We start from the raw sequence: 13078 nt of genomic DNA on the forward strand, positions 1-13078 counted from the left end.
CTCACCCCGCTTCGCAGGGAGAGGGTTGGGGTGAGGGGCGAAGCGGGCGCGACAAAGGTCGGACTAGGCGCGGCTCGCCCGGCGACATAGGTTTGCGAAAGAGCACCCGAGAGGACAAGCGATATGATCGGCGAACCGCCCAAATCCATTCTCCACCCGACGGACCTGTCCTTCGCCAGCCAGGACGCCTTCGCCCATGCGCTGCGCATCGCGGTGGCGACGCAGGGGGATCTGCATCTCGTGCATATCGCCGAGCCCGCCGAGGACGATCCGGACGACTGGAACCGCTTCCCGCATGTGCGGGAGATGCTGGCGCGCTGGCGCATGATCGCGCCCGGAGCCTCGCGCCAGGACGCCGCCGAAACCCTCGGCGTGAAATTCATCAAGGCCTCGATCGAGTCGGCCTCGCCGGTGCAGGGCGTCGCCGCCTATGTGCAGCGGCATCTGTGCGATCTCATGGTGCTGATGACGCATAGCCGCACCGGGCTTGAACGCTGGCTCGACGACTCCATCGCCGAGGAGACCGTGCGCGAGACCCATATGCCGGCGCTGTTCCTGCGCGAGGACCACAAGGGCTTCGTCGATCGCGAGACGGGACAGATTTCGCTCAATACGGTGCTGATGCCGGTCGAGGCGAGCGTGCCGCCGCTCGACGCCTTCCGCCATGTGGCGGATTTCGCCCATGCGCTCAATCCCGCCGCGGATGTGATGCTCCTCCATGTCGGCGAGGAGAGGCCGATCTTCGACGGACTGCTGCCGCATATCGAATTGCGGCAGGGGCCGGTCATCGAGACGATTTTCTCTTACGCGGGCGAGATCGGCGCCGATCTCATCGCCATGCCGACGCAAGGCCGCCGGGGCCTGCTCGACGCGCTGCGCGGCTCGACGACCGAGCGCGTGCTGCATGAGTCGCCCTGCCCGGTTTACGCGGTTCCAGCGAAGTAGCGCTTGAAAGGCCCCCGCTGCGGCGGGGGCTTGCGCGCTCAGGCGACGAGGTCGGCGTAGCGGCCGAAATCGTCTGTCTTGCGCAGGAGGCGCGGTCGCGGCGCGCTTCGCTCAATCCGCCGAGAGGCGCGTCTTGCCCGGCCCATGCGGCTGGATCAGCGCGCCGAAGTCATGAGGCTCCTTGCGGGCGCGGCGCAGCGCGGCGTCGAGATAGACCGTCATGGCGTCGATGTCGGCCTCATGGGTGCGGTGATTGAGGATCGCCGCGCGGATCGCCGGGGCGCCGTCCAGGATCGTCAGAGAGGGCGCCGCCTCGCCGCGCTCATGCAGCTCCATCACGATCTCGCGGGCGAGCGAGCCGTCGGGATCGTCCTTCACCGCGAAACAGACGATGTTGAGCGCCACCGGCGCGCGCATCACGAAACTGTCGGACGCCTGGATCCAGGCTTCGAGCCGTTTCGCCATGCGGCAGCATTGCTCGATGCATTGGGCGAGCTTCGCGGCGCCGAAGGTCTCGATGGTGAACCAGGTCTTGAGCGCGCGAAAACCGCGCGAGAGATCGGGGCCGAGATCGCAGGGCCAGGCGTCCCCCGCGGCGAGCCCGCGCGGGGCGCGCGACAGATAGGCGGCGTTGGCGGCGAAGGCGCGCTTGTGGGCCGCCGGGTCGCGCACCAGGAAGAAACCCGCGTCGTACGGCGCATGCAGCCATTTGTGGAAGTCGAAGGCGACACTGTCGGCGCGCTCCAGCCCCTTGACCAGCGGCTTCAGCTCTTGCGACAGCGCCGCCAGCGCGCCGAAGGCGCCGTCGACATGGAACCACATGTCTTCCGTATGCGCGACGTCGGCGAGCCGGTCGAGCGGATCGATCGCCCCCACATCCACCGTTCCGGCCGTGCCCACGACCAGAAACGGCCGGAAGCCCGCCGCCCGGTCGGCGGCGATGGCGTGGCGCAGCGCGCTGATCTTGATGCGCCGGTTCTCGTCCGAGGGAATGAGCCGCAGATGGCGGGCGCCCAGTCCCGCGAGCTCCATCGCCTGCCGCACGCAATTGTGCGCCTCGCGCGAGGCGTAGGCGATGAGCTGGCCGCTCTGGGCGCAAAGTCCGTTGAGCCGGACGTCGCGGTCGCCATAGGCCTGATCGCGCGCGACGAGCAGCGACAGGAAATTGGCCATCGAGGCGCCGGTGACAAAAATGCCGGAGGCGTCCGGCGGGAAGCCGAAGGCTTGCGCCATCCATCTGGCGATCTGGCGCTCCACGTCGATGGCGATGTGATTGCGCCCGCCGCAGTTGGAGTTCATGCCGGCGGCGAGCATTTCGGCGATCATGCCGACGGGCGTGCCCGCTCCCTGCGCCCAGCCCATGAACATGGGGTGAATGTTGCCCGTCGCGAAAGGCTTGATATAGCGGTCGAAGTCGGCGAGCACCTCGGAAAGGTCGCGCCCCTCGGCCGGCAGGTCGCGGGTAAAGCGCGCCTTGGCCTCGGCGCTCGGCTCGGTCCAGACGGGACGCTTCCGCAGATCGCGCAGATAGTCGATCATCTCGTCGAGAGCGCGATGGCTCTCGGCGCGAAAGGCCTCCCAGTCGTCGGGGTCGAGGTCGACCGGTCCGGTCATACGGCGGCGCTCGCGCGCTTGGCCAGCGCCGCAAAGGCGGTGATATGGGGCATGCGCCGCGCGTCTCCCGGCGGGTTCAACGGCACTGCCAATAGCCGCCTTTGCCCTCTCCGCGCAACCGGGCTTTAACGCGCCAGCGTCACGCGGACGCTCCCCACGCCCGCAATCTCACCCTCGGCCACGTCGCCCGGCCGCAGCGCGCCGACGCCCGACGGCGTCCCGGTGAAGATCAGGTCGCCGGCCGCGAGCGCGACCTCCGCCGAAAGCGCGGCGATGATCTGCGGCACGCTCCAGATCAGATCGGAGAGATCGCCCTGCTGCCGCGCCGCGCCATTGACCGACAGCGCGATCCGCCCGGCGGCGGGATGGCCGATCTCGGACGCCTTGCGGAGGGCGCCGATCGGGGCGGAATTGTCGAAGCCCTTGGACATGTCCCACGGCCGCCCGGCCTGGCGCGCGGCGCTCTGAAGGTCGCGCCGGGTCAGGTCGATCCCGGCGGCGTAGCCATAGACGCAGTCGAGCGCGCGCTCGGGCGCGATCCGCTCGCCGCCGGCCTGAAGCGCGACGACCAGCTCGATCTCATGGTGGAGATCCTGCGTCAGGCTGGGGAAGGGAATGGTCGCGCCGTCGGCGACAACGGCGTCGGCGGGTTTGGTGAAGAAGAAGGGCGGCTCGGCGCCGGGGTCCTTCCCCATCTCGCGGGCGTGGGCGGCGTAGTTCAGCGCCACGCAGAAGATGCGGCGCACCGGGAAGCGGCGGTCGTCGCCGGCGACGGCGACGAAGGGACGCGGCGGCGGCGGGAAGACGAAGGCGTCGGTCATGCGGCGATGTCTAGCGCGGTTTCGCGGCGGGGGGAATCCAGCGCGGAGAGAATATCCGCTGCGCTTTCGCCCAGGCGGCCGGAGGCAAGCTGATGCTGCGCTGCACGATTACAAAAATCGTCACATTGTGCATTTAAGCCGCTGATGTTTCACCCCGGATCACTTTTCATGACGGACTTCACCTTTGAATATGCACAGTTTGGCGAGGCGCCGCTCGTTTCCGAGACGGTGGACATTGCGCATCGCTCGGCGGTCTGGTGCCATGTCGAGGCGCTGGCGCTGCGGCTGGGCGAGCGGCCCGGCGCCTTCATTCGGGTGCGCGACGACAAGGGACAGGCGGTGGTGCGCGCCGGAGTCGCCACCGCGCTCGCCTCCATCAGGACATGCCCCTGCAGGAACTGCCCGGTGAAGAGCGGCGCGCCCGCCGCCACTGGGCCGCTGGTTCCCGCGCCCGCCCCGTGCCGCAACGCCGGCGTCTGCGCCTGCGGCGCGATCGGCGACTAGAGCAATTCCCGCTCTGAGGGAATCAGAGCGGGGCTCTCGTTTTTTGTTTTGTCGCGCTTTCTTGCGCCCAACCGGTTTCCACTTCGGCGGAAAGCGCTCCAAGACCGCAACCGCGGCGCGGCTGTCGCAAGGATTGACTCGCCGCGCCGCCTCGGCCATCTGCGGGCCTCTCGGAGGAGGCCCCGGATGGTTGAAAGTCCCTGCAACAAGATCTGCACCCTCAACGCGGATCACGTCTGCGTCGGCTGCGGCCGCAGCCGCGCCGAAATCGGCGCCTGGTCGCAGATGTCCGACGCCGAGCGGCGGCGCGTGGTCGTCAAGGCGAAGGCGCGCCTCGCGGCGATGGGCGGCGCCAGGAAGGCGGACAGCCGCGTGTCCTAGAGACTTTCCCGGCCCGATGGAATCGGACCGGGGCTCCAGCCTCTTGTTTTGTCGAACCTAAAGCTTCCCGCGTTCGGCCTTGCTGAAATTGGACAGATCGCCCTCGGCGGCGGCCCGGCGGCGCCAGGATCGGGCGATCGCCGGATATTTGATCTCGCGGCTGATGCGCGACACCTGCTGCGCGAGCTTTTGCGAGCCGCAGGCCGGGCATTCGGGCGTGTCCGAGGAGCGCACCAGCAACTCGAACTCAGCCTCGCAGTCCTGGCAGGAATAAGCGTAAAGGGGCATTTTTTCCTCTCGCGACGGGTTCGCGCGAGGAGAAGCAAGGAGCGTTCCGAAGCGGTTTCCCGCGCAAAGCCTGGCGCCGGCGTCCGTCCGGATGACGCCAGCGTCGGTTTTGCGACACTGGCGATCCGGGCGGCTCGCGGGGCTCAGAGCGAGCGCTGGAACCTCAGCACGCCGCCCTTGGCGCCCTTGAGGGTCAAATCGTCGCCCTTCACGTCCCAATAGGGACCGGAGAGCAGCACGCCCCAGAGGTCGCGCTCCAGGCCGGCGAGATTGCCGTCGCACTGGCGCTCATTGACCGCCGGCATGGCTCTGGGGCCGAGGCGGTCGGGGCCGATGATGAACACGCCCGACCAGTTCTTGCAGCCCGAGAAGCCATTGGCGCGGCCGGTCGCGTCGATGTTGATCCAGATCTCGACCGGCGGCGTTTTGCCGTTGATTTCCTTGAGGACGAAATTGCGATTGTGCGGGAAGGGCACATAGCGCGGGATGCCGGCCGGTTCGGCGGGGGCGCCGCCTTCCTGCTGCGGCGTCGGCGGCTGTTCTTGCCCCTGCGTCGCCTCGGCGGGGGCTCCCCGCTTCTTGGCCTCGGCCGGCGCGGCGACCATCGCGACGCCCAGGACGGCGGCGAGGATCGGGAAAAGCTTTTTCATGACTGCGTCCTCCCTCGCGCGCGTTCACGGCCGTTCGTCGACCGGCCTCGCGCGCCTCTTTGAGTGGTTGGGGCCGGCGCCGCGCGCAAAGAGGCGCGCCACAGCGCCGAATCGTCCGCCCGCCGCATGAGGCGACGCTACGGCGAACGCCGGCTGATCACAACATGCTGGGCAGCACGCGGTCCGGCGGCCTGTGACCGTCCATGAAGGTCTTGATGTTGATGATGACCTTCTCGCCCATGTCGACGCGGCCTTCGATGGTCGCCGAGCCCATATGCGGCAACAGCGTGACCTTGCCGCTCTGCGCCAGCTTGAGAAGCTTGGGCGAGACGGCGGGCTCGTGCTCGAACACGTCGAGGCCCGCGCCGGCCATCTCATTGGCTTCCAGCATGCGCATCAGCGCGTTCTCGTCGACGATTTCGCCGCGCGCGGTGTTCACCAGAATGGCGTGCGGACGCAGATGCTTGAGGCGGCGGGCCGAGAGCAGGTGATAGGTCGCGGGCGTATGCGGGCAATGGATCGACACGATGTCGACACGGGCCAGCATCTGGTCGAGCGACTCCCAATAGGTCGCCTCGAGCTGCTCCTCGATCTCCACCGCCGCGCGGCGGCGGTTGTGGTAGTGGATCGACAGGCCGAAGGCCTTGGCGCGGCGGGCCAGCGCCTGGCCGATGCGGCCCATGCCGACGATGCCGAGCCGCTTGCCGGTGATCCGGTGGCCGAGCATCCATGTCGGCGACCAGCCCGACCACGAGCCTTCCGGAATCGCCCGCGCGCCCTCGACGAGCCGGCGCGCCACCGAGAGGATCAGCGCCATGGTCATGTCGGCCGTGTCCTCGGTCAGAACGCCCGGCGTGTTGGTGACGGTGATGGAGCGGCCGAGCGCCGAGGCGACGTCGATGTTGTCGACGCCGTTGCCGAAGTTGGCGATCAGCTTCATCTGCTCGCCGGCCTGGGCGATCAGGCTCGAATCGATGCGGTCGGTGATGGTCGGCACGAGGACCTCGGCCGTGCGCATGGCCTCCGCCAGCTCCTCATGCGTCATCGGCCGGTCGGTCTCGTTGAGCCGCGTGTCGAACAGCTCGCACATGCGGGTCTCGATCACCTCGGGCAGTCGGCGCGTCACGACAACGAGCGGCTTTTTCTTAGGCATGTGGCGCTACGTCCCTTCGGCTCGCTCTTTTTTGGCGAAAATCCATAAACTTCGCTACAAGCGTCAATCGCCGCCGGAAGCGGGCTGAGTCGGGGCGCGCCCGCCTCAACCCGGTCTTAACGACGATGGGCGACAAATCCAATACGCCGCCCCGCGCTCTGCGGTTTGGGTTTCCTAGCAGATGGCGGGCCAAAGACAAGACGAGCGACTTGCAAGCGCCATAAGGCGCCCGGAGAGCAGAATTTTGACAGGCCTGTACGCAATTCTCCAGATCATCGCGCTCATTTTGGCGGCGCCCGCGCTGGCGCAGGAGCCGCAGAAGGGACCGGTGAGCAATCTGCCTCTGCCCCGCTATGTCAGCCTCAAGTCGGACCGCGTGAATGTGCGCGAGGGGCCGAGCAAGGACCATCCGACCGTCTGGATCTACGAGCGCGCCGGCCTGCCGGTGGAGATCACCGCCGAATTCGAGACCTGGCGGAAAATCCGCGATTCGGAGGGGTCGGAAGGCTGGGTGCTGCATTCCCTCCTCTCCGGCCGGCGCACCGCGCTGGTCGCCCCCTGGAAGAAAGAGCCGCAACTGCTCGTCGCCGCCGATCACACGACACCGATCGCCAAGCTCGGCCCCGGCGTGATCGGCGCCCTGCGCGGCTGCGACGGCAAATGGTGCCGCCTCGCCGGCAAGGAGTTCGACGGATACATGCAGCAGGAGAATCTGTGGGGCGTGTATCCGGGCGAGAAGGTGGAGTAGCGCCACGCTGACCGTCACACCTCCCTCCTTGTTGTAAGGGGAGGAAGGGAGGCGCCGTCGCTAGCCCTCATCCCGCCGCAGCCGCACCACCACGTCGACCCGGTCGATGCGCAGCCCGTCGGGCGGGGTCGGCAGATTGGCCACCGTCACATTGGTGGGGATGTCGTAGAGCTCACCGTCTTCCTCGACGAGGAAGTGGTGATGGTCGTGCACATTGGTGTCGAAATAGACCCGGGCGCCGTCGACGGCGATCTCCCGCAGGAGCCCCGCGTCGGTGAACTGGTGCAGCGTGTTGTAAACGGTCGCCAGCGAGACCGAGAGGCTGGCGGCGACGGCCTCGTCGAAGAGGCGCTCGGCCGTCACATGGCGGTCATAGCCGCGAAACAGGAGTTCGCCCAGCGCCATGCGCTGCCGCGTCGGTCGCAAGCCGGCCTCGGCGAGCATCTCGTGAACGGATTTGCGGCGCTCCGGCAGGTCGGGTGAAGGCGGTCTGTTTACGAAAGCGTCCATCGGCGGCGGCTCACAAGAGCTTTGGATTTGTTTGACCTATACCAAAAAGGGACGCAAACCTCAACTTTCGCGCCGCGTTCCGGCGCCGCCGACGCTGCGGGAGACGCGGGCGCTTCCGGCGCGCCCCCGGCTATGTTACGGAACAATGGCCCGCATCGGGCGGTCAGCGGCCGGTTGGGCCGCCGGCCGCCAAAAACAAGCGGGCGGCGCGCACGCTCAAAAGAGGGGCGCGATCAATGGGAGAGAGCCTTCAAAAAGGCTCCAGCGGAGGCGGTGAGACCATGAGCGAACGGCGCTCGTCATTCGGCTATGAAGATTTGTTGGCCTGCGGGCGGGAGGAACTGTTCGGGCCGGGCAATGCGCAATTGCCGCTCCCGCCGATGCTGATGTTCGATCGCATCACCGAGATTTTCGAAGAGGGCGGCGAGCATGGCAAGGGCTACATGCGCGCCGAGCTCGACATCAAGCCGAGCCTCTGGTTCTTCGACTGCCACTTCAAGGGCAATCCGGTGATGCCGGGCTGCCTCGGCCTCGACGCGCTGTGGCAGATGGTCGGGTTCTATCTCGCCTGGCTCGGCAATCCGGGGCGCGGCATGGCGCTCGGCGTCGGCGAGGTGAAATTCTCCGGCCAGGTCCGCCCGCACACCAAGCTCGTTGCCTACGGGATTGATTTCAAGCGCGTGCGCACCGGCAAGCTCGTGCTCGGCCTCGCCGACGGCTGGGTGGCCGCGGACGGCGAACGCATCTATGAGGCCAAGGATCTCAAGGTCGGCCTCGCCAATGCGCCGGCGGCGGCGGAGTGATCTGAAACGCTGGGGATGACCCTCGCCCCGCCTGCGGGGAGAGGTCGAGCGAAGCGAGGGTGAGGGGCGCGCCGCAACAACGCCCCTGGCCTTTGTCTGCCCCTCGCCCCAGCCCTCTCCCCGTGAACGGGGAGAGGGAGAAAAACAGGGAGAGAAAAAATGAGACGGGTCGTCGTCACCGGCATGGGCATCGTATCGTCGATCGGCAATACGACGCAGGAGGTCGTGGCTTCTCTTCGCGAAGCGAAGCCGGGCATCGTCCGAGCCGAGAAATATGCGGAGCTGGGGTTCCGCTCCCAGGTGCACGGCATGCCGACGCTCGACCCCTCCACGGTCGTCGACCGCCGCGCCATGCGCTTCCACGCCACCGGCACCGCCTGGAACCATGTCGCCATGGATCAGGCGATCCGCGACGCCGGCCTCACCGAGGCTGACATCTCCAATGAGCGCACCGGCATCATCATGGGCTCGGGCGGCCCTTCGACAAAGACGATCGTCGAATCCGCCGACACCACCCGCACCAAGGGCCCCAAGCGCGTCGGCCCCTTCGCCGTGCCCAAATGCATGTCCTCGACGGCCTCCGCGACTCTCGCCGTCTGGTTCAAGATCAAGGGCGTGAATTATTCCATCTCCTCGGCCTGCGCGACGTCGAACCATTGCATCGGCAACGCCTATGAGATGATCCAGTACGGCAAGCAGGACATGATGTTCGCCGGCGGCTGCGAGGAGCTGGAGTGGGAGCTCTCGGTGCTCTTCGACGCCATGGGCGCCATGTCCTCGGCCTATAACGACCGCCCCGCGACGGCCTCGCGCGCCTATGACAAGAATCGCGACGGCTTTGTCATCGCGGGCGGCGCGGGCGTGCTGGTGCTCGAGGAATATGAGCACGCGAAGGCGCGTGGCGCGAAAATCTACGCGGAAGTCGCCGGCTATGGCGCGACCTCCGACGGCTATGACATGGTCGCGCCCTCGGGCGAAGGCGCGGTGCGCTGCATGCGCCAGGCGCTCGCCACGGTGAAATGCCCGATCGACTACATCAACCCGCACGCCACCGCGACGCCGGTCGGCGACGCCAAGGAAATCGAGGCGCTGCGTGAAGTCTTCGGCTCCGGCGACAAGTGTCCGCCGATCGCGGCGACCAAATCGCTCACCGGCCATTCGCTGGGCGCGACCGGCGTGCAGGAGGCGATCTATTCGCTGCTGATGATGCAGAACGGCTTCATCTGCGAGAGCGCCAACATCGAGGAGCTGGATCCCGATTTCGCCGACATGCCGATCATGCGCGCGCGCCGGGACAATGTGAAGCTCGGCGCCGTGCTGTCGAACTCCTTCGGCTTTGGCGGCACCAATGCCACGCTGATCTTCAAGCATCCGGACGCGTGACGACATCGGCGGCGCCGGTCGACGGCGCCGCCTTTTTTTTGACCGGGACGATTCGCCGATTTTCGATGGGGCTGGCCTTTCGATGGCGCAGACGAACCCGCCTTCGACAGAGAAAGTGGAAATGACGGTTGCGACTGGTTTGATGCAGGGGAAGCGCGGGCTCGTCATGGGCGTCGCCAACGACCATTCGATTGCTTACGGCATTGCCCGCGTGCTGGCGCGCCATGGCGCGTCGCTCGCCTTCACCTATCAGGGCGAGGCGCTCGGCAAGCGCGTGAAGCCTCTGGCCGAGGAGCTGGGCTCCAGCCTGGTGCTGCCCTGCGACGTCGAGGACATTTCGACCGTCGACGCGGTGTTTGCGCGCCTCGAACAGGAATGGGGCGAAATGGACTTTCTCGTCCATTCCATCGCCTATTCGGACAAGAGCGAGCTGAAGGGCCTTTACGCCGACACGTCGCGCGAGAATTTCGTGCGCACCATGGTCATCTCCTGCTTCTCCTTCACCGAGGCGGCGCGCCGCGCCGCGGCGATGATGACGTCGGGCGGCTCGATGGTGACGGTGAGCTTCGGCGGCGGCTCCCATGTCATGCCGAATTACAACGTCATGGGCGTCGCCAAGGCCGCGCTCGATTCCTCCGTGCGCTATCTCGCGGCGGATTACGGCGATCGCGGCATCCGCGTGAACGCCATTTCGCCGGGGCCGGTGCGCACCATGGCGGGCGCCGGCATTACCGGAGCGCGGGCGATGGGCGCATTCCAGAAGCAGCATTGCCCGCTGCGGCGGATGATCACGCTGGATGAAATCGGCGGCTCGGCGCTTTATTTCCTGTCGGAGCTTTCTGGCGGCGTCACCGGCGAGATTCATCTCGTCGACGCGGGCTACAACATCATGCTGCAGCCGCGCCCGGAGGATTTGAACGGGACGGACTGATCGAGGAGCAAACTCATGAGACTGGCGCTTCTGTCGACCCTCGCTTTCCTCTGCGGCGCGCTGGCGCCGGGTCTGTCGCCGGCCATGGCGCAGGGCGGCGATGCGGCCGCCGGCGCCCGTCTCGCCGAAGAACATTGCGCGAGCTGCCACGCCGTGGGCGCCAATCCGCATGTGCGCAGCCCCAATCCGGACGCGCCGTCCTTCGCTCTGGTCGCCTATATGCCGTCGACGACCGAGCTGTCGCTCAAGGTGTTCCTGCGCTCCTCGCACAAGAACATGCCAAACTTCATCCTCTCGCCGGAGGAGATCGATTCGGTCACGGCCTATATTCTGGGGCTGAAGAAGAAGTAGCGGCGCCGGCCGCGCGGGCCGGGACAGCCCCATCCGCCAGAGCGGATCAGGCCGTCCCGGACAGTCGTCGGGTTTAAGCGAATGTATCCGACATGAGGACGCCGTACCACTTCGTCATCTGACCGAAGTTTTTGGTCGAGGGCGCGTCCGCCTCGGTCGCGGGCTGGACGTCGCCGATGGCGCCGGTTCCGTTCCAGATCACCATCCGCTTGTTTGCGGGCAGGGCCGTCACGGCGCCGCTCGCATTCTGCGTCTCGCTGTATTGGTAGACCGCCGTGAGCCAGGACGCCTGCGTGCTGTCGATCGGCGAGAAGCAGGCCGAGTTGGCGGTCGGCGCCGGGCTCGGCGTGGCGCCGGCGAACTGGGCGATGATCGCCGCCGCGCAGATCTTGGCTTCCTGATTGGCGACATGGCCGGCCTTGGGCAAGCTGGTGTCCGAGGCGTCGCCGAGCACATGAATCTTGCTCTTCCCGGCGATGGTCGATTCATAGCTGCGCACGTCCACGGGCGCGAAGGCGCCGCCGGGCGGCACGAGCCCCGTATTCGACACGATGTCCGGCGCCCGGTGCGGGGGGATGATGTTGACCACGTCGCCAAAGAGCGGCGTCGCCGAATTGTTCGTGGTGACGAATTGCCGGTCGCCCGGTCCGGCGCCCGCCGAGACCGAGACGACGGATGTCGAAGAGACATATTGCAGCACGCCGGCGTCGATGTAGGTCTTGAACGCGTTCCCGAAATTCACCGGTTCGGCGACGATCCCCGGGTTGGCGTCGAGCACGACGATCTTCGCGCCGGGCTTGTTGCGGCGCAGATAGTCGGCGACGACGCAGGCGCGCTCATAGGGACCCGGCGGGCAGCGATAGGGTTTGGGCGGAATGGACATGACGTAGACGCCATTCGTCGGCATGTTCAGCAGCAGGCGTTGCAGATCGAGTGTTTGCTGGCCAGCCTGCCAGGCGTGCAGGACGGGGGCGGCCGTGGCGGGCGAACCCGTCAGCGGAATCGGGTCCATCTTGATCCCCGGCGCGAGCACGACGCGCTCGCAGGTCAGGGTCTTGCCGTTGCTGAGCTTGACGGTTCCGGTGGCGTTGGCGCCGAAACCGGCGATTTCCAGCGCGGTCGCCGTCTCGACGACGATTCCATAATTGGATTTCAGCTTGGCGTAGTCGAAGTTGAGCGTGCTGTAGGCGTTCTGGCCGGTCAGGACCAGATTGCTCATGATGTTGGACACATAAGTCGTCGCCGGCGCGACCAGCGTGACGAGGATCGTCTTGTTGCTCCACAGGCGCAGATATTTCGCGACAGCGGCGCCCGCCATGCCGCCGCCGATCACCACGACTCGGTTTGTGGCGGCCGAACCGGACGCCGGAATCATCGTGGCGGCCGCGCCGACGCCCAGACCGCCGATAAAATCTCTTCTCTTGATCATTGTTGTCTCCGACCCTTGAGGTCTTTCGAGAGGCGCGGCGTCTGGGGCCTTATCGCGGAAAAAGTCGCCGCTTCGGCAGGACCAGGCGCGCCGGATGGAGAGGGTGCGTTCGAGGCTCCGGACTCAGGGCTTCTTCAGCTTCGAGAAATAAAGGGTGATGCAGGAGAGCTGCGCGTCCGTATATCCCCAGGCGTGGGGGTACATGATGTTGGCGCCAACCTTCTTGGTTTTCATGTCCTTGAGCTTGTTGAACATGTCGGCCTGTCCGTCGCCGGCGAGAGCGTCAAAGGCGCCGTTGTTCCCGTCCGTGCCGTGGCACTGGAAACAGCCCGAGGCCAGTAGTTTCCCGCCATCCGGCGCAGTGCAGGCGACCTGGGCCAAGGCGGGCGGCGCGAGCGCCGCGGACAGGAGCAAGGCCGATATGGCGGAAAGGAGAGGAGGGAGAGATCTTCTCATGCGTGACCCGATTCTTGTTACAAAAAGTGCAAATACTGTTACATATTAGCCGCAGAAGATTGCGCGGGCCATGCGTCCCAGAGTCGCGGAAGCGTCGCCTCGCCGCGCTCC

At 66.6% G+C, this 13078-nt stretch carries 16 protein-coding genes; 8 read left to right on the forward strand and 8 right to left on the reverse strand.

The features are described from left to right. The first annotated feature begins 123 nt into the window (after positions 1 to 123). Positions 124 to 945, forward strand: coding sequence for a universal stress protein (locus tag ACR652_RS11970; RefSeq protein ID WP_434506713.1), 822 nt, complete (start codon positions 124 to 126; stop codon positions 943 to 945). 111 nt (positions 946 to 1056) lie between these two features. On the opposite strand, the gene ACR652_RS11975 is transcribed toward ACR652_RS11970, so the two are convergent. Beyond that, on the reverse strand, positions 1057 to 2559 hold the full coding sequence (locus ACR652_RS11975; protein ID WP_434506714.1) for a pyridoxal phosphate-dependent decarboxylase family protein: 1503 nt from the start codon (positions 2557 to 2559) through the stop codon (positions 1057 to 1059). A gap of 125 nt (positions 2560 to 2684) precedes the next feature. Continuing rightward, positions 2685 to 3380, reverse strand: a complete 696-nt coding sequence (locus ACR652_RS11980) for a fumarylacetoacetate hydrolase family protein (protein ID WP_434506715.1) — start codon at positions 3378 to 3380, stop codon at positions 2685 to 2687. Between the two features lie 168 nt (positions 3381 to 3548). Between ACR652_RS11980 and ACR652_RS11985 the strand changes: the two genes are divergently transcribed. After that, positions 3549 to 3884, forward strand: coding sequence for a hypothetical protein (locus ACR652_RS11985; RefSeq protein ID WP_434506716.1), 336 nt, complete (start codon positions 3549 to 3551; stop codon positions 3882 to 3884). Between the two features lie 186 nt (positions 3885 to 4070). Further along, positions 4071 to 4265, forward strand: a complete 195-nt coding sequence (locus ACR652_RS11990) for a DUF1289 domain-containing protein (RefSeq protein WP_434506717.1) — start codon at positions 4071 to 4073, stop codon at positions 4263 to 4265. A 57-nt stretch (positions 4266 to 4322) separates the two neighbouring features. Here ACR652_RS11990 and ACR652_RS11995 read toward each other — a convergent pair whose 3' ends face one another. The 3 genes from ACR652_RS11995 to ACR652_RS12005 form a co-directional block, all read right to left on the reverse strand. Next, positions 4323 to 4553 (reverse strand): FmdB family zinc ribbon protein, encoded by a 231-nt coding sequence (locus ACR652_RS11995; RefSeq protein ID WP_434506718.1) that lies wholly within the window; start codon positions 4551 to 4553, stop codon positions 4323 to 4325. A 143-nt stretch (positions 4554 to 4696) separates the two neighbouring features. After that, positions 4697 to 5203 (reverse strand): META domain-containing protein, encoded by a 507-nt coding sequence (locus ACR652_RS12000; protein WP_434506719.1) that lies wholly within the window; start codon positions 5201 to 5203, stop codon positions 4697 to 4699. Between the two features lie 157 nt (positions 5204 to 5360). Further along, the gene (locus tag ACR652_RS12005) at positions 5361 to 6356 is read right to left on the reverse strand and encodes a 2-hydroxyacid dehydrogenase (protein WP_434506720.1); all 996 of its coding nucleotides are present in this window, start codon (positions 6354 to 6356) and stop codon (positions 5361 to 5363) included. A 181-nt stretch (positions 6357 to 6537) separates the two neighbouring features. On the opposite strand from ACR652_RS12005, the gene ACR652_RS12010 reads away from it, so the two are divergent. Then, positions 6538 to 7104 carry an SH3 domain-containing protein gene (locus tag ACR652_RS12010; protein WP_434506721.1) on the forward strand — a complete coding sequence of 189 codons (567 nt, stop codon included), beginning with the start codon at positions 6538 to 6540 and terminating at the stop codon, positions 7102 to 7104. A gap of 60 nt (positions 7105 to 7164) precedes the next feature. Here ACR652_RS12010 and irrA read toward each other — a convergent pair whose 3' ends face one another. Then, a complete protein-coding gene (gene irrA / locus ACR652_RS12015; protein WP_434506722.1) occupies positions 7165 to 7614 on the reverse strand; it encodes an iron response transcriptional regulator IrrA in 450 nt (149 codons plus the stop codon). Between the two features lie 281 nt (positions 7615 to 7895). On the opposite strand from irrA, the gene fabA reads away from it, so the two are divergent. The 4 genes from fabA to ACR652_RS12035 all read left to right on the forward strand — a co-directional run bounded on the left by fabA (position 7896) and on the right by ACR652_RS12035 (position 11082). Beyond that, the gene (fabA, locus tag ACR652_RS12020) at positions 7896 to 8417 is read left to right on the forward strand and encodes a 3-hydroxyacyl-[acyl-carrier-protein] dehydratase FabA (protein ID WP_434506723.1); all 522 of its coding nucleotides are present in this window, start codon (positions 7896 to 7898) and stop codon (positions 8415 to 8417) included. A gap of 159 nt (positions 8418 to 8576) precedes the next feature. After that, a complete protein-coding gene (gene fabB, locus ACR652_RS12025; protein WP_434506724.1) occupies positions 8577 to 9800 on the forward strand; it encodes a beta-ketoacyl-ACP synthase I in 1224 nt (407 codons plus the stop codon). Positions 9801 to 9921: 121 nt separating this feature from the next. Next, positions 9922 to 10731, forward strand: coding sequence for an enoyl-ACP reductase FabI (gene fabI, locus ACR652_RS12030; protein WP_434506725.1), 810 nt, complete (start codon positions 9922 to 9924; stop codon positions 10729 to 10731). A 15-nt stretch (positions 10732 to 10746) separates the two neighbouring features. After that, positions 10747 to 11082, forward strand: coding sequence for a c-type cytochrome (locus ACR652_RS12035; RefSeq protein WP_434506726.1), 336 nt, complete (start codon positions 10747 to 10749; stop codon positions 11080 to 11082). 73 nt (positions 11083 to 11155) lie between these two features. On the opposite strand, the gene ACR652_RS12040 is transcribed toward ACR652_RS12035, so the two are convergent. Both ACR652_RS12040 and ACR652_RS12045 read right to left on the reverse strand, forming a co-directional pair. Next, on the reverse strand, positions 11156 to 12511 hold the full coding sequence (locus tag ACR652_RS12040; RefSeq protein ID WP_434506727.1) for an FAD-dependent oxidoreductase: 1356 nt from the start codon (positions 12509 to 12511) through the stop codon (positions 11156 to 11158). A 123-nt stretch (positions 12512 to 12634) separates the two neighbouring features. Further along, the gene (locus ACR652_RS12045; RefSeq protein WP_434506728.1) at positions 12635 to 12967 is read right to left on the reverse strand and encodes a c-type cytochrome; all 333 of its coding nucleotides are present in this window, start codon (positions 12965 to 12967) and stop codon (positions 12635 to 12637) included. Positions 12968 to 13078: the final 111 nt, after the last annotated feature.

This window comes from Methylocystis sp. (assembly GCF_051061225.1).
GTDB lineage: Bacteria > Pseudomonadota > Alphaproteobacteria > Rhizobiales > Beijerinckiaceae > Methylocystis.